Raw genomic sequence first — 20,819 nt, forward strand, 5'->3', positions numbered from 1 at the left:
AGGAGTGACCTATGAGCGAGACGGACAAATGGAGTGAAGTGGCGCAATATGCGTCGTATATGAATATGGCCAGTATAGCGGTCTATATTCTTTGCATCGGTTTAGCCTGGTGGTCGCTGCAAGCGTTCCGCTTTGATGTTTTGCTGCGAAGGCCCAAAGGCGCACAAGCGATTATGCTGCAAATTTTGCTTTCGATTGGACTTGGGCAGCTGGTTGCGGGCTTTTTCATTCAGTATTTAGGTCTCTCCATGAGCTTTAGTAAGATGTTTTAATGTGATTTCCCGAATAATGAAGAAGTTTGTTGTCAACAATGGATAATAGCACGGAATGAAAATCGCAATAGGTTACGAACTCTATGTAGGGCAATCTCTGACTGCCAATAGAACACAGTTGTATCTATGTAGCTCCAAATGATAAACTTAGGAAATGTGCAAAACCTGTCTTTTAAAATAAGTGCGCGGAGGGACCATGATGAGCAAAATTATCGTCCGCGGTGGCCGAAAGCTAGCTGGCAATGTGAAAATCAACGGAGCAAAGAATGCGGTACTGCCGATTATTGCGGCTTCCATTTTGGGGTCGGAAGGTGAAAGCGTCATCCATGATGCGCCTCCCCTTGACGATGTACTAGTCATTAATAAAGTGTTGCAAAGTTTGGGGATTGAAGTCGAATATAATCGTCAAACGATTCGAGTGAAGGCTGCGCAAATTAATACTTGTGAAGCTTCCTATGATCTAGTCCGTAAAATGAGAGCCTCTTTCCTCGTAATGGGTCCTTTGTTAGCTAGGTTGGGTCAAGCGAGAATATCGCTTCCAGGCGGTTGTGCGATTGGCACAAGACCGATTGACCAGCATCTCAAAGGCTTTGAAGCGATGGGTGCCGATATTGAACTGGGTCAAGGCTATATCGAAGCAAAAGTGAAAGGGCGCCTGAAGGGTGCCAAAATTTATTTGGATGTCGCCAGCGTAGGCGCAACCGAGAACATTATGATGGCCGCAACGCTTGCGGAAGGTACAACAACAATTGAAAATGCGGCTAAAGAGCCGGAAATTGTTGATTTGGCCAATTATTTGAATGCGATGGGCGCTGTGATCCGCGGTGCGGGAACGGGCGTTATCCGCATTGAGGGTGTCGAGAAGCTTCGCGGCTGTGTACATACGGTGATTCCGGATCGTGTAGAGGCCGGTACGTACATGATCGCTGCAGCTATTACGGGCAGTGAGCTGTATATGGAAGGCGCGATCGGAGACCACCTTCGCCCTGTCATTTCCAAAATGCAGGAAATGGGCGTTACGATCGAAGAAGATGAGAACGGCATTCGCGTTCGGGCTACAGGTCCGCTGCGCGCGGTAGACGTGAAAACATTGCCGTATCCCGGCTTCCCGACCGATATGCAGTCGCAAATGATGGCGTTGCTGATGGTGGCTGACGGAACGAGTCTCGTTACCGAGACCGTGTTCGAGAACCGGTTTATGCACGTGGATGAATTCGCGAATATGAACGCTAACATTAAAGTGGACGGACGGACAGCTATCGTCAGTGGTAACTCAAAGCTTCGCGGTGCGAAGGTTTGTGCAACAGACCTGCGTGCTGGTGCGGCGCTCATTCTCGCGGCATTAGCGGCTGAGGGTGAAACTGAGATCACAGGTATTCACCATATCGATCGTGGTTATGTCGATATCACGGACGTGCTGCGTGAACTAGGCGCCGATATTTATCGCCCGGTCCCACAAGAAATCGAGCAGGAAGTAGCGGAGCTTGGGTTTTTCAATATCCAGCCAACGCTAGCGTAATTGTGAGGAACCATCGGGGAGTTGCCCTGGTGGTTCTTTTTTTTCCCTCCTCAATAGGAGTGGATGCCTTTCCTCTTATAATCACACAGCCTATCAACACCTAACCGACCTCCTCCAAGTTCTATTCTAGCAACCCCTCTCATAAGCTAAGACATACCAAAATTCCTGCTAGTAAACGCGCTTATGGAGGCTGCTCAGACATATGTTCAAAAAGAAACGTGTGCTCAGAAAAGGGGTCATCCTGTGGATGACTGTTTGCTTATCTTCCATGTTGTGTGTCACTATCATCGTCCCTGGATTGCTAGTCAAGAAGATTCCAACTGGCGATGTTGGGCCACCCACCCCTATCGAAGGTGCAGGACTTCAAGAGACAAGTGCTGAACAAGGGCTGATGATTCCCGTGTATTTGACGAAACAGGCAACCGTGCAAACCGTTCCACTAGAGCAATATGTGCGAGGTGTGCTAGCTGCCGAAATGCCCGTTGATTTCGAGCTAGAGGCACTCAAGGCGCAAGCGCTGGCAGCCAGAACGTACGTCGTGCGTAGAGTCATAGAGAAGGATTATAGCAATATGCCGGTGAGTGACGCACTTGTGACGGATACGACAGCACATCAGGCCTATCTAACGGATCAAGAACTCAGAGCGAAGTGGGACAAGTCCAAATATGAAACGAATATGGCCAAGATTGATAGAGCTGTCAATGAGACTAAGGATAAAATACTGACCTACGGACATGAACCAATCAACGCGACTTTTTTCTCAACAAGTAATGGTTATACCGAGAATTCAGAAGAGTACTGGCCTTTCAAAAGCCCTTATTTGCGCAGCGTGCCTAGTCCGTGGGATATCAATCTTTCCTCTCGCTATCAAGAAAGTGTCACGATCAGCTACAAGACGATGCTTCAGAAGCTAGGTGTAACGAGCATTGCGACGACGGATACGAGCGCCAAAGGCATGAAGGTACTCTCTTGGTCTACTGGGCATCGGATAAAAAGTATGACGATAGGCGGCAAGGTTTTCTCAGGACGCGAGGTGAGAGAGAAGCTAGGTCTAGCATCCTCTCAATTTGCTTGGAAATGGGCAGGCTCTCAAATTACGATTACCACGTACGGCTTCGGCCACGGTGTAGGTCTCAGTCAATGGGGCGCCAACGGCATGGCGAAGGAAGGGAAAACCGCGGAGGAGATCGTAACCTACTATTACACGGGCATCTCTATCGAAAATGCAGCCTCTTTTCTCCACAAATCTTAAACTTGTATCGTTTCTATAAAAATATCTTTCTGCAAGTATAAAACCTTGGAATGTGTCAAGAATGGTTGATGAGGTGATAACCATGAGTGATAATAACAAAGGTTTTCAGAAAGAAGAAGCTCCTAAAACTGTTCAAGGAGCACAAGGTCCAACATCTGCATGGAAGAGATTGCTTGCTAAGAAATGGGTATTCCCAGCGACGTATGTGGCAGCAGCAGCAATTATCTTAACCTTAATGTGGGTGTACCAGGGAGCAGGAACGAAAACAGTCAGCCAAGAAGAACTGGGTATTGAGGTTAGCAGTACAGAACAAACCGATAATCCGAGAGCACCACATGATGGGGCTGTCGCGGTTAACGGAACAGCTGAAGCGATGCAATGGCCTGTCAAAGACAGAGCGGCTGTCGAAGTAGGTAATCTCTACTACGACACGAATGCATCGAATGACGTGAAGGCAGCGGCTTTGATCGACTATAATGATCAATTGACCCCACACACTGCTATTGACTTGAAAGCCAAAGATGGTGCAGCTTTCGATGTTCTAGCGGCACTGGGTGGTAAAGTAACGCAAGTTGAGAAGAATCCTGTTGTGGGCGATTTGGTTGAAATTACACACAGCAACGGCTTGATCAGTATTTACCAAAGCTTATCAGAAGTGAAGGTAACCAAAGGTGCAGAAGTGAAGAAAGGCGACATCATCGCCAAAGCAGGCCGCAACGATTTCGAGAAGGAAGATGGCGTCCACTTACACTTTGAAGTGCGCCAAGTTAGCGACAATGCAGCCGTTAACCCGGAAAGCCTCTTGAACGTGAAGCAGTAAGATATACAGTGAAAGGCAGCGGGTACATACCTGCTGCTTTTTCCTATTTTTCAAAATATAGAAATTTATATGTTTCACATAATAAGTTGGCTATATTTCTTGATAAACGCTCCCGTCCAAAAAGGACGGCGTAGCCGTTTATTTCGTCCAATTTGGACCCGTATAAGCGGCTAAAGCCCAAATTGCTCCATTATTTTGAAAATAAATATGGGAAATGAGCTTGTCAGGCTTGATTACGTAGAATATCTAGTCATGCCCCTCATATACTTTACCAAACTATCTCGAGTAGGGAGGCGAGGGGAGTGCACGATTACATCAAAGAGCGAACCATTAAGATTGGTACCTGTATCGTCGAGACCAAGAATACGGTTCGCACCATTGCTAAGGAATTCGGCGTTTCCAAAAGCACGGTGCATAAGGATTTGACGGAAAGACTACCGGAAATCAACCCAGACCTGGCCAATCAGGTGAAGCACATTTTGGAGTATCACAAGTCCATTCGGCACCTTAGGGGAGGAGAAGCGACGAAAATTAAGTATCGTAAGACCCGTAATCCTAAGCTTTCCGAAGTCTTGGTGACGGTTAAGTCCTAAGATACCCTTCATCCCGAGATGTTTCCTGTGTTTCCTATAACTGGGCGTGTCGAAATTTCACGGAAAAAGAGGAAAACATGCATTTATAACGAATTTAGCTTATAATTAGAACAGTATATACGAGCGCCGATTCTTCACGGGATGGACGGTAGGTTTAGGGAGGATTAATTAGAAATGTTCAGCAAGGATATTGGAATAGATCTCGGCACGGCAAATGTGCTTATTCATGTAAAAGGTCGCGGAGTTGTGCTTGATGAGCCATCTGTAGTTGCGATTGAAAGCGATACGAAACGCGTGTTGGCTGTTGGTGAAGAAGCCTTCCGCATGGTAGGTAGAACACCTGGTAACATCATTGCGATTCGTCCGCTTAAGGACGGAGTTATTGCGGATTTTGATATTACGGAAATGATGTTGAAGCATTTCATCGCGAAAATAGGGGGCAAGAATTGGTATTCTCACCCGAGAATACTGATCTGCGCCCCTACTAACATTACCTCAGTTGAGCAGAAAGCGATTCGCGAAGCAGCTGAGCGCAGCGGTGCTCGAGAGGTATTCATGGAAGAAGAACCGAAGGCGGCAGCAATTGGTGCCGGTATGGACATCTTCCAGCCTAGCGGTAACATGGTTGTTGATATTGGTGGAGGGACGACGGATGTTGCCGTGTTATCCATGGGCGACATCGTCACCTCCTCTTCCATCAAGATTGCTGGCGATAAGTTCGATACAGCGATCATGAAGTACATCAAAAATAAGTACAAGCTGCTTATCGGTGAACGGACAAGCGAAGCTATTAAGTTGAAAATTGGAACGGTATATCCACATGGGCGGGATCAAGAGATGGATATTCGCGGAAGAGATATGGTATCTGGACTTCCATTGACCATTACGATCCACTCCAGCGAGGTACAAGAAGCGCTATGGGATCCGGTTTCCTCCATCGTCACAGCGGCGAAGAGCGTACTTGAGCGGACACCTCCTGAGTTATCTGCGGATATTATTGACCGTGGTGTCATTCTGACAGGCGGCGGCGCATTGCTGCATGGTCTTGACCAATTGCTTGCAGATGAGTTGAAAGTGCCTGTATTAATTGCAGAAGATCCAATGTCCTGTGTTGTTAAAGGCACGGGGATTATGCTGGATAATTTAGATAAAGTATCCAAACGTAAATTTTAGTTGAATATACTACCTAAGAGGTGACTAGATGTTAAGAGGACTGTATACCGCGGCGGCAGGGATGATTTCTGAGCAACGCAGACACGATACCATAACGAATAACATTGCCAACTTGAATTCCCCCGGCTTTAAACAGGGGAATGCCTTATCGCGTTCGTTTCCAGAAATGCTCATCTCTACGATTCGCGGTGGACAAGCTGCCTCTCCAGCGCCGCTTGGGAAGATGAGCTTAGGGGTGTTCTCCGAGGAGAGTATCTCTGTTCATTCACAGGGAGATCTGCAAGAGACGAACAACCCCTTCGACTTCGCGCTTGTATCCAACATTCAACTGCCTGGCGTGACGTTTGATGCCACAGGGAAGTACGTGAATGAAGACGGAGAGCGTACGTTTCAGCCTCAGGCTTTATTTACAGTGCTAAATCCGAATGGCGAGCAGCGGTACTCCTTGAACGGGAAGTTCACTGTCGATGCAGCAGGTCAGCTTGTAAATGCCAATGGTGAACAAGTGTTGGGCCGAGATGGACAACCCTTGGTGCTGTTGGATGGGACAGGTCAACCGATCACGTCCTTTAAAGTAACAAACAGAGGCGAGTTCATGGACAGCGAAGGTCGTCCGATCGTGGATGCGGCAGGTGCGCCGATCGGCTTGATGCTTTCACGTGCAGAGAATCCGAATCTGTTACTGCGTGAGGGAAATGGATTATTACGCATTAATCCGGGGGATGAAGCGACGATCACGCAAGTAGCACCAGGCGACCAAGTTGAAGTTCGTCAGGGCTTTATTGAGCGTTCGAACGTGGATTCCGCGCAATCGATGGTAGATATGATGTCGGCGCTGCGTGCCTATGAAGCGAATCAGAAGGTCATTCAGTCGTATGATAAAAGTATGGACAAAGCAGTAAACGAAGTAGGACGCGTCTAAATCTAGCTTGCGAAGGGGCCAGCCATGAACAATTCCATGATTAACTCATCGGTATCCATGCACAGCTTACAGCAAAAGCTGGATATTCTCTCCAACAACATAGCAAATGTGAATACCAACGGCTTCAAGAAGAAAGAAGCCTCCTTCGAGGATGTGTTGACGAATGTTCAAACACAGCCCGAGGGGTTCCGTCAGCAAGGGCGGTTCTCGCCATTAGGCTTTAACCAAGGGTGGGGTTCGAGGCTTGTGCAAATTCAGACGAATTTGGCACAGGGACCGATCCAACCGACAGGTCTGCTAACCGACTTCGCCATTCAAGGTGATGGCTTGTTTGAAGTTTCTGTCAACAAAGTGGACGAGAACGGGAATCAAGTCTTTCAGCCGGCATGGACACGTAACGGGGCATTCAGCTTAACGCCAGATGGTCAAGGTGGGACGGTACTAACGACCAAAGAAGGCCACTTCATTTCAGGAACGGACGGCAATCCCATTCATGTACCGGTTGGCTTTCGGCCAGCTGTAGGGAAAGATGGTTTGATTCAAGGCTATAATGAACAGGATCCAGCAGCTGCGCCTGTGACATTAGGGCAAATCAAGCTCGTTCGTGTGGTACGTCCGCAGTTGCTTCAAGATGTAGGGGATAACCTTTATACGCTTCCAGCGGGGATTACAGCGGGGGAGAAGGCCAACATCTTGCAAGATGTGAATGGCGTAGCCGCGACAGAGGCAACACGCGTTAGCTTGATGCAGGGCTTTTTGGAGCAATCGAATGTGACACTCTCGGATGAAATGACAGACCTGGTTATTGTGCAACGAGCGCTTCAGCTGAATTCCCGGGCTATCACATCTTCCGACCAGATGATGAACATAGCCAACAATTTACGTGGTTGATCGTAGAAAGGAAGGGTAGGCTCGATGGCAGATAACCCTGCACCAGTTAAGAAGAAGCAGCCAAGGCCGAAATGGCAGAGAATCACTTGGCTTATTTTCAAAATTATACGAATTCCCGTACTCGCTGTGTTAGCTATCTATATAGGTTTATGGGTGGGCTATACGAAGCTTGGGGATCAGCCATCATCAGAAATCTTACATATCAGCACGTGGAAGCATTTGTACGATCTCGTTTTTGCTAATTAATTCGAACTCCCGCATGGGAGTTTTATTTTTGCGTTCGCAGCGGTATAATGTAGAAAGGCTTTATCTACCATTTATCGATATATCGGATCCTAGGCACAGGAGGAGTACCTTGAATATACCGAACATGCTCACGATCAGCAGGTTTGTACTAATCCCCGTGTACCTCGTGCTTTTTTTTAACGGCCATATCCGAACTTCTTTCATCATTCTACTCGTTGCTGGATTAACGGATATCTTAGATGGCTATATCGCTAGAACACGTAAGCTGATCACCCCCATGGGTGTCATGCTAGACCCGCTAGCAGACAAGTGTATGATGATTGCGGTCATCCTCTCCCTACTCATCTCAGAGATGATTCCTTGGCAGGCCGCAGTGGCCATGTTTATACGTGACGCAAGTATGATTATTGGCTCCGCCTTCTTTCATTTCAGAGGCAAGTTGACCGTTCCAGCGAATGTTATGGGCAAGCTAACGACCGTTCTCTACTATTTCGCCATCCTCTTCATTGTGTTTGAGTTTTCCTTCGCCATCTCGTATTTATGGTATGTTATAGGGGTTTCCTTCTTAACATCATTTATTTATATTTTTCAGTTCCTTCTACTAAATCGAGGGGATAGAGCGAAATAACCATCACAGGCACAAGAAAAAGAGCCTATGTAGGGGTCTGTCATACAGACCGTTACATAAGCTCCCCTTATATGAACCTTCACTTCTGCAGGATATGAAGGGACCTCCCTATTGTAAGTAATTCCCTTGTATTTTATACAAGTATTCGAAAGGAGCACGAACGCACGATGCTAGATATTAATCAAATTCAAGAGATCATTCCTCACCGCCCGCCTTTTTTGCTGGTTGACCGCATTTTGGAAGTAGAAGAAGGGGTTCGAGCTGTAGGAATTAAAAATGTTACGATCAATGAACCCTTCTTCGCTGGGCACTTTCCTGGTTATCCCGTCATGCCAGGTGTTTTAATTGTTGAAGCTTTAGCACAAGTTGGTGCTGTAGCGGTATTGTCGATGCCTGAATATAAAGGCAAAATTGGTTTGTTTGCTGGCGCAGACGGTATTCGCTGGCGTCAACAGGTTGTGCCTGGAGATACACTTACGCTAGAAATGACCATCACACGGGTTAAAGGCACCATTGTTAAAGGTCAAGCTATCGCGAAGGTTGGCGACAAAGTGGTAGTCGAAGGTGAGCTCATGTTCGCCCTTGCTAATAAATAGCCCATACATATAAAGGAGATGAACCTAACAACGATGACGCGTGTACAAACAGAGTATCAACTATGGCTCCAAGATCCAGCTGTCGATGAGCAAACGAAGAAAGAACTTCAAGCTATTCGGGAAGATGAGAGAGAAATCGAGGATCGCTTTTATAAAGATCTTGAATTTGGGACAGGCGGTCTGCGTGGGGTCATTGGCGCGGGAACGAATCGTATCAATGTGTACACCGTGGGACGTGCTAGCCAAGGCTTAGCGCAATACGTGAACGGAACAGGCGCAGCTAACCCTGCTATTGTTCTAGCATATGATTCCCGTCATATGTCACCTGAGTTCGCGTTAGAATCTGCGCTTGTTTTCGCAGGTAACGGGATTAAAGCGTATCTGTTCAAGACGTTGCATGCGACACCTGAACTTTCATTTGCCGTCAGATACTTAGGCGCGACTGCGGGTGTTGTTGTCACAGCGAGCCACAATCCACCTGAATATAATGGATATAAAGTGTACGGTGCAGACGGCGGACAGCTTGTTCCTGAATTTGCAGAGCAAGTCATTGCTCACGTACAAAGTATCGATACCTTTGATAAAGTGAAGAAGCTGTCTCAGCAAGATGCGGAAGCGCAAGGGCTGCTAGCTTGGTTAGGTGAGGATGTCGATCAGGCTTACATACAAGCGGTTACGGCTGTTAGTCAAAATCCTGACGTCATTAAGGAAATCAGCGATGATTTCCGTGTGATTTTTACGCCGTTGCACGGCGCAGGGAATATACCTGTACGCGAGGTGTTGAAGGCCGTAGGCTTCGAGCAAGTGCGCGTTGTTGCCGAGCAAGAACTGCCGGATGCACAATTTTCCACAGTAAAATCGCCTAATCCGGAAGAGCGTGAAGCATTCACGCTAGCAATCGCACAAGCAAAGGAATGGGATGCCGATATTATTATCGGAACCGATCCGGATGCAGACCGCATGGGTGCTGTCGTGAAGGATGCGAATGGTGAATATGTCGTATTAACGGGTAATCAATCCGGTGCGATTATTGTGAACTATTTATTGGGGAGTATGAAAGAGCGTGGAACACTTCCTGCGAACGGCGTTGTGATCAAGACGATCGTGACCAGCGAGATGGGCGCAGTTATAGCTAACCATTACGGCATCCCAACACTGAATACGTTAACGGGCTTTAAGTATATCGGTGAAAAGATGTCGCAATTCGAACAAACAGGCGAGTATACGTACCTGTTTGGCTATGAAGAGAGCTACGGCTACCTAGCTGGCAGCTATGCAAGGGACAAGGATGCGGTCATCGCAGCTATGTTAATCGCGGAAGCTGCGGCTTATTATAAGAAACAAGGCAAGACCCTATATGAGGTACTGCAGGAGCTGTACGAATCCTTTGGTTTCTTTTTGGAAAAACTGGAATCAAGAACACTCAAAGGGAAAGACGGCGTGGAAAAAATTGGCCGCATGATGGAAGCTTGGAGAACGAATCCGCCAGCAGAGATCAACGGTACACGTGTAAGCTCCGTCCTGGACTATGCACAAGGGATCCAGGGCTTACCTCGCGAGAACGTACTGAAGTTCATATTAGAGGACGGTTCATGGTTCTGCTTGCGCCCATCGGGTACGGAGCCGAAAATTAAATTTTATTTTGCTGTGCAAGGGTCAACAGGGCCTGAAGCCGCGCAGCAGCTAGATGGTATCATTCAATACGTACTTAATCGAGTAGACGGATAGTGAAATAGGTATACAAAACCTCTTCAGAACCTAAGTGAGGGATAGATCGTCTAATGGATGGCTGGATATGAAATCCACCATGCATTGGGCGTATTTCCCACGTTTGGGGGCGGAGAGGTTTTCGAATGTATACGGGACTCGGGAAGTTTATCAAAAGTAGATGCTCTAAGGAGTGGAAGAACTGGTGAATTTGTATCAAACCTGGAATAACCCGCTAAGAAATATGTTGTGGTGGATCGTGATTGTAGGGATGCTATGCTCCTTGCCGCTTGCCTACACACGTCACCAAACTGAAACTTCAGCGAACCAAGTCGAATTTGTTTTTGACTATCGAGATTTATTGGATATTGCTGATGTGCAGACGAATCCACAGAACTTTGTGAACACAGAGTTGAAGAACATGAAAGCCGCGGGCATAAGCTCCATGGCTGTTTATGAGAGCACATTAGGCGAGCTCAAGGGGAGCCGTCGCATTGAGATGTATAACTCACGTGACGCGGCCATGCTGACTCAAACACTGGGTGATCCGAGTGAGAATTTCACCTATGTGCTGTTTGCGGATAGTCAGACTCAGCAGAAGCTTGAACCTCTGATCCAGAAAACATTCGCAGATCTTAAGGTTGGTGTGAAACCTTGGAGCTTCAAGAATCGGAATGGTCTCATCATTCAGATGAGCATGGATGACGCTTCTATTAAAGGTATGGATCCGGACCCGATCGCGCTGCAAATGCTCAAAGATCAAGGCTTCCAAATCGTCGTACGGTTATCGAATCGTAGACCGCTCAACACCAATGAGATGGATGCTCTGTTGAAGCAGTTCCATGATCTTGGCGTGAAGCGAATTATCGTGGACGGCAATGAAGTGCCTGGTTATACCGAGGAGAATACGGAAGATAATTTGAATAAAATGGCCGATTTGCTGAATAAGAACGGCATCGGGCTTGCAGCGATTGAGTTATTGAAGGAGCCGCAAAAAGGCTTCAGCACATTAGCCAAACAAACGAATTACAACGTCGTGCGTCTGCACTCTTTTACAGAAAAAGATGGTGAGAAGCTGACAGAACCGCTGAAGAAAACGGAGCTTGCTGATCGTATTCAAGGTGTGTCGGACCGACTTGTTTTGGCCGTGAAGGATCGGAATATCCGCATGGTGTTCTTAAATGCCAAACCGGTAAAAAGCCTAGATAAAGGCAAGGTTGTTGATCCGCTTTCGTCCTTTTATGCAGCCTTGCAGGGCAAAGATGGCGCAATCCCGCGTATCCAAGACGTAGGCTTTACGTTGGGGCCAGCAGAGGCTTTCGATGTACATACCACAGGTTGGCAGAAGATTGCTCGCTTTTTCGTACTATTAGGCGGACTTAGTCTGATTGTATGGATGATTTCCTTCTTCTTGCCGGAATTGACGATCGTGTTCTTCGTCCTAGGATTGCTTGGTTTAGTTGCCCTACATACACTTTCGGCTAATATGTATGCGCAAGGACTTGCTCTGGCGACGGCCGTTAGTGCTCCTAGTGTTGCTGTTATGCTGGCCATCCGATCGGTGCGATCCGGCGTAGCAGCGAAATGGAAATCTGGACTAGCTTACGGGTTATGGCAGCTGCTTCGAACATCACTAATTTCATGTATTGGTATTGTTTATGTCATAGCACTGCTGAATCACGTAACATATTCACTTGTTCTACAACAATTTAGAGGCGTTGGGATGCTGCATTTGCTTCCAATTGGCATTGTTGGGCTGTATCTCTTGTTCTTTAGTGAGAATAATACGTATAAGGAAAAGATCGCGAATATTCGAAGATTGCTTTCTTCCTATATAAGTGTGTTGTGGATCGTAATTGCAGGCGTAGCGCTTGCGGCTGTCTTCTACTACTTGTCTCGTACAGGGAATGAAGGACAAGCTTCCTCTGTCGAGAAGTTATTCCGTTCTTTCTTGGAAAATACATTAGGCGTGCGTCCACGGACGAAAGAATTCATGGTGGCTCATCCAATCTTCTTACTGGGTGCGTACTTGTCAGTCCGCTATCGTCATGCGGTGTACCTGCTGTTCATCGGTGTCGTTGGTCAGCTTTCCTTAGTTGATACGTTTGCTCACCTGCATACGCCGCTGCACATTTCCTTGATCCGTATTTTCTACGGACTTGTTCTAGGTGCTCTGATCGGATTAGTTCTTATTGCAGCTTGGGAAATACTCACAAGGAGTTGGAAACGATGGGTACAGCCCCAATTGTCAAAATAGCGTTATCCGGCTACTACGGTTTCGATAATAGCGGGGATGAGGCTGTGCTGCAGTCGATTTTGTTCGCTTTGCAGGAGAAAGGTCAGGCGCAGGGCATTCAGATTGAACCTATCGTGCTTTCGGCCAATCCAGAGAAGACCACGGAGATGTATGGGGTGAAAGCTTATCATCGGATGAAGCCGGGTTCGCTCCTGCGGGCTTTGCGCGAGTCTGATGGTCTGATCAGCGGCGGTGGCAGCTTATTACAAGATGCCACTAGCTCGAAGACGATCCCGTATTACTTGGCGGTATTGAAAATTGCCCAATGGCTCGGGAAGCCGACATTTATTTATTCGCAAGGCATCGGGCCGGTGAGCCGTCCGATGTTCTATGGCTGGATCCGCAGCGTGTTCAAGCGCTGCGCCTTCGTGTCGGTCCGCGATACGGAGTCCGCGGACCTGTTGGGGCGGATGCGCCTCCCGCGGGAGCGCATCACGGTCGTGCCCGACCCGGTGATGGGCTTGCCCCTCCGGGATGTGGTTGGTGGCGCGTCTGATGGGGGGGAGCGGACGATCGGCGTGTCCGTCCGCTTCTGGAACGAGGACCGCTCGGAGCTGGAAGCTCTCGCGCGGTCTTTGCAAGAGCTGCTCGCAGCACGCACGGATGTGCAGCTGCGGTTCTTGCCCTTCCACCTCCCTTCGGATGAGGTGGCGTCGCAGTTCGTGATCGACCGCTTGGGCGATCACGGTGGGCGTGCGGAGATGGTGCGTGGCATCACGCATCCGCAGGATATGCTCGCGCAGGTCGCGGGCTGCGACCTGCTGATCGGGATGAGGCTGCATTCATTGATTTATGCAGCCTCGCAGTACGTGCCTATGGTAGGGATTTCGTACGATCCGAAGATCGACCAGTTCCTCCATAGGCTGGGTATGAAAGCCGCCGCATCGACGAGTCAGTTCGATGCGCATCGGTTTGCCGAGGAGGCGCTTGGCCTCCTCGATGCTCGGGAGCAGTGGGCGGCGTCCAGCCGCGCCGCCATCGAGGAGCTGAAGGCGCAGGCGCAGCAGCCCGCGCAGCAAATCATTTCCTTTTACAAAAGGAAATGATTCTCTGCTGTATCAACTCACCATATCCATCGGCGAAAATACGAAACGAAGTTCCGCGTTGAGAATCTGATTTAGTTCGATTTTGCCTGCTTATTTGCAACTGTTGGAGGGCTTTAGCGGCATTAGGTCAATTTCACCCACTTAAAATGCCCAAATCTAGCTATCACCCTGAAATAGGTCAAATAGTTCGGCAAAATCGAATTAAACCATCATCGAGGTCCAATGATTTCGGTTGAGCTCGGTTTTTTCAAACAAATCACTTCTTAAATTAGTTTCCATATTTTCTAATCTACCAATTAGCAACCAAAACGTAACCTACAACGTCAATAATAAGGAAGAGATATGATGAGCTCGACATCCGTAACGAATGAGCCAGCAACTCTGGCGTCATTGCAAGCTATACCTAAGGTTCGCATCTACGGCGTACCGATCTCCAAAATGAGTATGAAAGAAACCGTCGACTACTTAACGAAAGTTATCGAACTGAAACAGCCGCATCAGGTCATTACAGCAAATCCCATTATGGTGATGGCTGCACAGGATGATCCTACTTATTTGAGTATGATGCAGCGCGCGGAGCTGATCGTTCCGGATGGTACCGGTGTCGTTTGGGCGGCTAATCACGTCGGCCAACCTGTCGCTGAGAGAGTGCCAGGCTACGATTTAATCCACGAACTCATGAAAGTCGGGGAGAAGAAGAGTTGGAAGGTATATCTGCTGGGTGCTTCCGATGAAGTTATTCAAGCTGCCGCTGAGAAAATCCGCACGACATATCCGAAGGTCAACCTCGTAGGAGTCCGGGATGGCTATTTCGGTGATATAGAGGATGCAGAAGTGATTCAAGCCATCAAAGATGCTGCACCAGACCTGCTTCTAGTAGGAAGAGCCGCGGCGAATCAAGAGCCTTGGATCGGAAAATACAAAGAGCAACTAGGCGTTCCCGTAATGATGGGCGTCGGCGGAAGTTTTGATGTGCTTTCGGGCAAGCTAAAAAGAGCGCCGGTATTTTTCCAAAAACTACGTCTAGAGTGGTTCTACCGCCTTCTTCAGGAGCCGTGGCGCTACAAAAGAATGCTTCTACTCCCGAAATTCGCAGTGAAAGTCATGCGCGACAAAGAGAACGTCACTAAACCATGAAAATATCTATGAAAATTGGCTGAAAACGGTCATTTCAGATGAATTTAGCAGTAGTATTTGTGACGGAATGGGAGTATAATTCATTTCGGCGGCTAGCCTGCCACCCATGACAAGAGGAGCTGTGAAGAAGACATGTATGGATTATATGCGATAGGGTTTATTGCTGCGTGCGTTATGGCGTTGTTGCTGACACCCCTGGTCAAAAAATTTGCCTTCTGGGTTGGAGCTGTTGATGCCCCGAACCATCGGAAGGTGCATACGCGAATTATGCCGCGTTTAGGGGGATTAGCCATATTCCTTGCTTTCGTCGGAGCTTATTTCGTCGTCTCTCCAGCACTGGATGCCGTGAACTCAGATGCTGCTTTTGGACTTCTGCTCGGAGGCTTTGTGATTGTTGTCACAGGAGCCCTAGATGATCGCTTTCAATTATCTCCCAAATGGAAGCTGTTAGGCCAGCTTATCGCTGCCTGTATCGTAGTATCCTTTGGTCTTAAGATTGACCTGGTAAACATTCCTTTCGGGGAAACCAACCTTCCGATTGGCTGGTTGAGTATCCCGATTACTATATTGTGGATTGTCGGCGTATCCAATGCGATTAACTTGATTGACGGCCTTGATGGCTTGTCAGCAGGTGTATCGGGTATCGCAACAACAACCATTCTCGTTCTTGCCCTTATGATGGGTAATGTTACAGTTATCCTGCTATGTGTGATTTTACTAGGAAGTATCTCAGGCTTTATGTTCTTTAACTTCCATCCGGCCAAAATCTTCATGGGCGACTCCGGCGCCTTGTTCCTGGGCTTCGCCCTTGCAACGCTTTCGATTCTCGGCTTTAAACAAGCGGCGGTCGTTTCACTATTGATTCCGATAATGATTCTAGGTGTGCCATTATCTGATACTTTCTTCGCAATGCTTCGCCGTTATGTGAATAAACTGCCGATCTCGGCACCGGACAAAAGCCACTTGCATCACTGCTTATTGCAAATGGGCTTCAGCCATCGTACAAGCGTCCTGATCATCTATGGAATTGCTGCTATCTTCGGCGGTAGCGCGGTAGTCTGCTCGGTATTTATTTCCCAAGATTCCACTTGGGGACTTATCATGATCATTGTTGCTCTGTTCTTAGTAATGCTCGTTGGCGCAGAGGCAATTGGTATCATTAGCAAGAGCCGCAAACCTGTGATCAACTTCCTGCAAAGAATTGTAGGCAAGCAAGTTCAAAGCGATCGCATGGGTAAATAAATGACTTTGTAATGAGAGAGATCTCCATCTAATCGATGGAGATCTTTTTTTTGCTGAAATTTCCGCGGGGTTTCACTAAACTATAGGGCCTTATTTGCCGATATAAGGTTATAAAACTAACTACAGCTACGACAGCTTAGGAAAAGGAGAGGTACAAGCATGTTTAAAATGCGATTTTTAGCATGGACAATGATTGCGGCGTTATTAATTTCGCTAATACCATTCGCCAGTCCAGTTCAAGCAGCTGCGACGTTTTTTATTCCGGATGATACAAATATTTCCCGAACGTCAAATGTAAATGAAAATGAAACAGATTTAACTAAAAACACAGCATTAGCACGAGGGAATGTATTTGTTACGACCAACAAAGAACTTACGATTAATGGCTCCTATCAATTCGTATCCAAAGATACAATGACTGTGAAGATTGAGCAGCTACTATTCACCCAGGGAGCTTGGAAAACAGATACCAATCGTACGACGACGAAAGGTGTTACAGCAAGCTCTTCCAACAGATTCTCTGCAACAGCACTACCTTTGTATCCAGGTTATAACCGTGTTACTTTCACTGGTATACAGGGTGGGGTGAATAAGACAGATACTTTTTACATTATGTACGATGAAGTCCCTTACCTCAGTAATTTAAAAGTGACCTCTGGCTCCAACCCTTCAGCTAACCTAAACCAAGGTACTAGTATGGTTGTGGACACAGAGCAAATCATTCTTGAAGGTAAAGCCCTGAATGCAACCAATGTATCCGTAAATGGATATCAGGCGTCTATTCTAGATGATGGTACATTCTTTGCCCCAGCGATTAGATTAAATCCCGGGACGAATACATTAAATATCATTATTACGAATCCAGCTAACGAATTGAAAGTGACTAGAACGATTTATTATTTTGATGATGAGAATCCTTTTAACAAAATTGAAGTTATACATGATAATGATTGGAGCAGCTCTATATTAAATAAAGTTCCAATTTTGACGGCGGACAACGGTGTGCCAGAACAAGCAAGCCTTAATGTAGAAATGATTGTTCCATATAGCGCACGAGACTTCGTAACTAATGCATCTGTTCAAATCAATGGTACGAATATTGGGATAGATGCTTTAGCGACTAATCAAATATTGGTTGTTCCTGGGAGTGACGGTGTAACACCAGCTTACAAAATTGTTGACTTCACAACTAATGCTTTTGATTTTCAACCAGGTCCTTCTGGTTATGCCCAAATACAAACAGTCTCTTTAGATGTTTATTACGATAAGTTCAGAGGTGTCGCTACTAATTCATTTAAATATTATCCGAGAGATGTTGTAATCAATAATGTTTACATGATCACGGATAGCAGAGCTGTTCCTACTGCACCGGATGATTTAGTTAATATTAATTCGACTTATAGCAAGGAACCTTTAGATCACAGTGAGATTCAGAAGCCGGAATTCTACATCTTAGTAGAAACCAATCGAGATATTGAAATAGGTAATATGCCAGACCAGGACACTTCCGAGCTTACAGGAAAACTGCTTCCTATTGGCATTGCGCCGCTTTCGATTGAATATGTAGGTAACTACATCACGGATGCTAGCACTACACCTATTACTGTAGCTCCCAATAAGAAGGTCTATAAGGTGAAAGGGTTTCCTAGCGGTAGCCAGTCCGTATCCCTTCAATTTGCAGGTGCAGTTTCAGATTATAGGGCATCAGTGTCGTATGTTTCCAAAAACTTCATCTCAATAGACAACTTAGTTGATGGGCAAACGATAGAGATTGATTCCCGGATCTCCTATCCAACAGGTGTTGATTTGCCTATTACTGGTGCATATGTTGGCTATGACGATTTAACAAATCATGAGCTATTTCTTAATGGTCAATTAATCACGAATACTACATTTGCACTTAATACAGACAATACATTAAAGAATCTACATCTCAAAATAGGTGACCCTAGACCCGTAAACCTCTTGGCGAGCCCTCCTGTTGAACCTTCACTTTCTGTCGGGGAAAATAGACTCGTCTTTACTGGAACCTATACCAACGGAACAAGTGTAAGTAACATATCGAAAGAGATTCGTATTTATGTTGTAGACAAGAATGTACCTGTCATCGAACGATTCCAACCATCTGCCCTTCCAATAGGCGGTCGTGTTGGCTTCCAATCCATGCCGATGTCGGATGCGCTTTTATCACAAATTTTCTTTACTAGTCCAGATATGCAATTTGTAAAAGATAAATATGTCACGAGTAGAAAAAATTATGATTTATCCTTTAAGGTAGGGGGCGTCAATAGCATCGTAGTGAAAAGAGGAACGGATGTTATTCTAACCCTAGATCCAGGAAGCATCCCAGATGTCACGAACGGTTTACCTACTCTTGTTAGTAAACAAGCATCAGGTACAACGCCTGCCTATGATTTGAGTGGAACCAAGACTAATCTCGTGGTACGGTTGAATAATTTGATATTTGACGCTCCGGGTAGCCACGTGTACACCTTAGAGTTAACGAACATTACGGGCGCTAAAGTTCACCAACGCTTAGAAATAGAACGCGTATTGGAACCATTCCGTATTCTCTCTCCTGTGGCTTCCGTTGGAGACCGGATTATTGTAAATAAAAACTTTGTCCACTTTGACGTAGAAGCCGAGGGTGCAATAACTGTAGCTATTAATGGAGTTAATGCGACGCAAAGACCGGATATGAGTGATCGTTTCATTTATGATTTTGTTGGTTTAAAACCTGATAAAGAAACTGTACTTAATTTAGTTATTACGCGTCCTGGTGGCTCACTCAAAAAAACCGTTACGGTGTTCTACGCGAGTGCCATTCAGAAAGATTCTGAGTTCATGGAACAAATCAAAACGAAGCACACCATTTTCGATAAAAACTTAGAGCTCTCCTTCCCTAAAGGGACGATTCTAAAGTCTGCTAATCCTGCTAATGGTGTAACACAATTCTATGATAAAACGAATGTGTTGTTTGGGATTGCAGACCCGACAGATGGTGTTGTTGAGAGAAGGAACGATTACGGGAATATTATCAACCGAGATATTGATGCTCGGACCGATGCTAGAGCACCATTAGGGCAATCTGTCATCCGAATTCCTGACATTTTAGTACAACGATATGTATCCGAAATTAACAGAAGAAACTTTAGCCGCGTATCTCCTGTCTACTGGATTTCGGGCGGTGTTGGAGAAGAAGGAGTTGTTGGATCAGCTAACTATAAACCAGCAACAGACGGGCTTGCTCCGTATTCAACGGAAGGAACATTTACTTTGTTCCCAGCTACCCGCAAAGTCGTTCCTACTAACAGAGGCACACTTAAATTGACGTATGACAAAAGTGTTATTGAAGCAGTAGGTACAACCATTACCGTATTCTTCTTTAACGACAAAGGAGAATGGATTAATCTCGGCGGGGAAGTAGATGCCAAAAACAATACGATCACAGTTCCTTTCGATGATTTCGGTTACTATATGGTTACGAAATTAAAGTATGGATTCCCTGATGTAACGAATCATCCGTGGGCACGAAATGTGCTTGAGGCACTTTTCTCGAAAGGTTTAATGCCTAACTTGCGTTTCGACACGTTTGGTACAGATGATTTAACAACACGTGGAGAGTTCGCATCCATGCTTGTAAAATCATTAAACATTCCACTGAACTATGACAACAACCAAACATTCTTTGAAATTGGTCCTGGCGCACGTTCGTTGACATGGGATTATGCTCACATTGAGACCGCGGCGCGAACAGGTATTATCGCAGGCCTTGATAATCGATTCTTCGGAGCCGATCTGAAACTAACTCGTGAGCAAGCCGCTACGATGATAGCGCGCGCGCTAGAGTTCAAGCTTGCCATTAATGATGCTAAGCTTGCGACAAGCTTGTCCAAGCTGTATACGGACTCTTCCCAATTTTCCTATTATGCGATTCCTGCGATCGATGCAGTGAGTAAAGCAGGCGTCATGTTAGGCAAGCCTAATGAGCATGTAGTTGGCGAGAAGAAGCAAACCGTACGATTTGATGCAACTGCCAACTTAACGCGCGCAGAAGCGGGTCAAATCGCAGTGAGATTGCTGCAGAAGTACTCCGAAGTATTCCCGACGAACCTTAACTAAGGCAGCATTAAAGTAAGCCCATCTCTTCGGAGATGGGCTTTTGTGCGCTTGCAGCTTCGCTTCCTTTCAGGAAACCTTCAGTGAACTTTTAGTTCAAATTAAGCTACCAATCATAGTTTCTTTACAATTGATCTGTAAGATTCTATTTGTAGGTCAAGAGAAACACGTCTGGAAAATACTTAGCAAGGAAACTTAGTATAGAGTATTGTATACTAAGTTTGTAGCCGAGGTGATAGACGACAGGCTACACGGAAATGTATCAAGTAAGTTGAACCTAGACAGTGATTCAAATATTGCACAGTTGGCGATAAGTTTTTATAACACAAAAACTTTAATATATTAGGAGGAAACACAAAT

The 20,819-nt window shown here is 46.3% G+C and carries 17 protein-coding genes; all 17 read left to right on the forward strand.

Annotated features, from left to right (window positions below; translation table 11 throughout):
• Window positions 1-11 precede the first annotated feature (11 nt).
• The 17 genes from AC58PQ_RS16720 (at window position 12) to AC58PQ_RS16800 (ending at window position 20,462) form a co-directional block, all read left to right on the forward strand.
• Complete coding sequence (locus AC58PQ_RS16720) at window positions 12-272, forward strand: DUF1146 domain-containing protein (protein ID WP_497243371.1); 261 nt, start codon at window positions 12-14, stop codon at window positions 270-272.
• 199 nt (window positions 273-471) lie between these two features.
• Window positions 472-1,791, forward strand: a complete 1,320-nt coding sequence (murA, locus tag AC58PQ_RS16725) for a UDP-N-acetylglucosamine 1-carboxyvinyltransferase (protein ID WP_497243373.1) — start codon at window positions 472-474, stop codon at window positions 1,789-1,791.
• Window positions 1,792-1,993: 202 nt separating this feature from the next.
• A complete protein-coding gene (gene spoIID, locus AC58PQ_RS16730; RefSeq protein WP_497243375.1) occupies window positions 1,994-3,043 on the forward strand; it encodes a stage II sporulation protein D in 1,050 nt (349 codons plus the stop codon).
• An 82-nt stretch (window positions 3,044-3,125) separates the two neighbouring features.
• Window positions 3,126-3,863: a peptidoglycan DD-metalloendopeptidase family protein gene (locus AC58PQ_RS16735; RefSeq protein ID WP_497243377.1), complete on the forward strand. Its 738-nt coding sequence runs from the start codon at window positions 3,126-3,128 to the stop codon at window positions 3,861-3,863.
• Window positions 3,864-4,165: 302 nt separating this feature from the next.
• Window positions 4,166-4,456 (forward strand): sporulation transcriptional regulator SpoIIID, encoded by a 291-nt coding sequence (gene spoIIID / locus AC58PQ_RS16740; protein WP_057313422.1) that lies wholly within the window; start codon window positions 4,166-4,168, stop codon window positions 4,454-4,456.
• Window positions 4,457-4,630: 174 nt separating this feature from the next.
• Window positions 4,631-5,629, forward strand: a complete 999-nt coding sequence (locus AC58PQ_RS16745; RefSeq protein ID WP_497243379.1) for a rod shape-determining protein — start codon at window positions 4,631-4,633, stop codon at window positions 5,627-5,629.
• Between the two features lie 28 nt (window positions 5,630-5,657).
• A complete protein-coding gene (locus AC58PQ_RS16750; RefSeq protein ID WP_497243381.1) occupies window positions 5,658-6,551 on the forward strand; it encodes a flagellar hook-basal body protein in 894 nt (297 codons plus the stop codon).
• Window positions 6,552-6,575: 24 nt separating this feature from the next.
• A complete protein-coding gene (locus AC58PQ_RS16755; RefSeq protein ID WP_497243383.1) occupies window positions 6,576-7,442 on the forward strand; it encodes a flagellar hook-basal body protein in 867 nt (288 codons plus the stop codon).
• Between the two features lie 24 nt (window positions 7,443-7,466).
• The gene (locus tag AC58PQ_RS16760) at window positions 7,467-7,688 is read left to right on the forward strand and encodes a DNA-directed RNA polymerase subunit beta (protein ID WP_477592456.1); all 222 of its coding nucleotides are present in this window, start codon (window positions 7,467-7,469) and stop codon (window positions 7,686-7,688) included.
• 109 nt (window positions 7,689-7,797) lie between these two features.
• The gene (locus AC58PQ_RS16765; RefSeq protein ID WP_497243385.1) at window positions 7,798-8,316 is read left to right on the forward strand and encodes a CDP-alcohol phosphatidyltransferase family protein; all 519 of its coding nucleotides are present in this window, start codon (window positions 7,798-7,800) and stop codon (window positions 8,314-8,316) included.
• A 167-nt stretch (window positions 8,317-8,483) separates the two neighbouring features.
• Window positions 8,484-8,912 carry a 3-hydroxyacyl-ACP dehydratase FabZ gene (gene fabZ, locus AC58PQ_RS16770; RefSeq protein WP_477592454.1) on the forward strand — a complete coding sequence of 143 codons (429 nt, stop codon included), beginning with the start codon at window positions 8,484-8,486 and terminating at the stop codon, window positions 8,910-8,912.
• Window positions 8,913-8,945: 33 nt separating this feature from the next.
• The gene (locus tag AC58PQ_RS16775; RefSeq protein ID WP_497243387.1) at window positions 8,946-10,640 is read left to right on the forward strand and encodes a phospho-sugar mutase; all 1,695 of its coding nucleotides are present in this window, start codon (window positions 8,946-8,948) and stop codon (window positions 10,638-10,640) included.
• 184 nt (window positions 10,641-10,824) lie between these two features.
• Window positions 10,825-12,876 (forward strand): DUF5693 family protein, encoded by a 2,052-nt coding sequence (locus AC58PQ_RS16780; RefSeq protein WP_497243389.1) that lies wholly within the window; start codon window positions 10,825-10,827, stop codon window positions 12,874-12,876.
• The gene (gene csaB, locus AC58PQ_RS16785; protein WP_497243391.1) at window positions 12,849-13,961 is read left to right on the forward strand and encodes a polysaccharide pyruvyl transferase CsaB; all 1,113 of its coding nucleotides are present in this window, start codon (window positions 12,849-12,851) and stop codon (window positions 13,959-13,961) included. The genes AC58PQ_RS16780 and csaB overlap by 28 nt, the downstream gene beginning before the upstream one ends.
• 345 nt (window positions 13,962-14,306) lie before the next feature.
• Window positions 14,307-15,098, forward strand: coding sequence for a WecB/TagA/CpsF family glycosyltransferase (locus AC58PQ_RS16790; RefSeq protein ID WP_497243393.1), 792 nt, complete (start codon window positions 14,307-14,309; stop codon window positions 15,096-15,098).
• Window positions 15,099-15,230: 132 nt separating this feature from the next.
• Window positions 15,231-16,340 carry a glycosyltransferase family 4 protein gene (locus AC58PQ_RS16795; RefSeq protein WP_497243395.1) on the forward strand — a complete coding sequence of 370 codons (1,110 nt, stop codon included), beginning with the start codon at window positions 15,231-15,233 and terminating at the stop codon, window positions 16,338-16,340.
• A 159-nt stretch (window positions 16,341-16,499) separates the two neighbouring features.
• Window positions 16,500-20,462, forward strand: a complete 3,963-nt coding sequence (locus AC58PQ_RS16800; RefSeq protein ID WP_497243397.1) for an S-layer homology domain-containing protein — start codon at window positions 16,500-16,502, stop codon at window positions 20,460-20,462.
• Window positions 20,463-20,819 lie beyond the last annotated feature (357 nt).

This window comes from Paenibacillus sp. J22P143, assembly GCF_059692035.1.

Coding starts and splice junctions, on each gene's coding strand:
- AC58PQ_RS16800 (WP_497243397.1), top strand. CDS start 16,500: ATGTTTAAAATGCGATTTTTAGCATGGACAATGATTGCGGCGTTATTA.
- AC58PQ_RS16790 (WP_497243393.1), top strand. CDS start 14,307: ATGAGCTCGACATCCGTAACGAATGAGCCAGCAACTCTGGCGTCATTG.
- csaB (WP_497243391.1), top strand. CDS start 12,849: ATGGGTACAGCCCCAATTGTCAAAATAGCGTTATCCGGCTACTACGGT.
- AC58PQ_RS16745 (WP_497243379.1), top strand. CDS start 4,631: ATGTTCAGCAAGGATATTGGAATAGATCTCGGCACGGCAAATGTGCTT.
- spoIID (WP_497243375.1), top strand. CDS start 1,994: ATGTTCAAAAAGAAACGTGTGCTCAGAAAAGGGGTCATCCTGTGGATG.
- murA (WP_497243373.1), top strand. CDS start 472: ATGAGCAAAATTATCGTCCGCGGTGGCCGAAAGCTAGCTGGCAATGTG.
- AC58PQ_RS16795 (WP_497243395.1), top strand. CDS start 15,231: ATGTATGGATTATATGCGATAGGGTTTATTGCTGCGTGCGTTATGGCG.
- AC58PQ_RS16760 (WP_477592456.1), top strand. CDS start 7,467: ATGGCAGATAACCCTGCACCAGTTAAGAAGAAGCAGCCAAGGCCGAAA.
- AC58PQ_RS16735 (WP_497243377.1), top strand. CDS start 3,126: ATGAGTGATAATAACAAAGGTTTTCAGAAAGAAGAAGCTCCTAAAACT.
- AC58PQ_RS16775 (WP_497243387.1), top strand. CDS start 8,946: ATGACGCGTGTACAAACAGAGTATCAACTATGGCTCCAAGATCCAGCT.
- AC58PQ_RS16755 (WP_497243383.1), top strand. CDS start 6,576: ATGAACAATTCCATGATTAACTCATCGGTATCCATGCACAGCTTACAG.
- fabZ (WP_477592454.1), top strand. CDS start 8,484: ATGCTAGATATTAATCAAATTCAAGAGATCATTCCTCACCGCCCGCCT.
- AC58PQ_RS16720 (WP_497243371.1), top strand. CDS start 12: ATGAGCGAGACGGACAAATGGAGTGAAGTGGCGCAATATGCGTCGTAT.
- AC58PQ_RS16750 (WP_497243381.1), top strand. CDS start 5,658: ATGTTAAGAGGACTGTATACCGCGGCGGCAGGGATGATTTCTGAGCAA.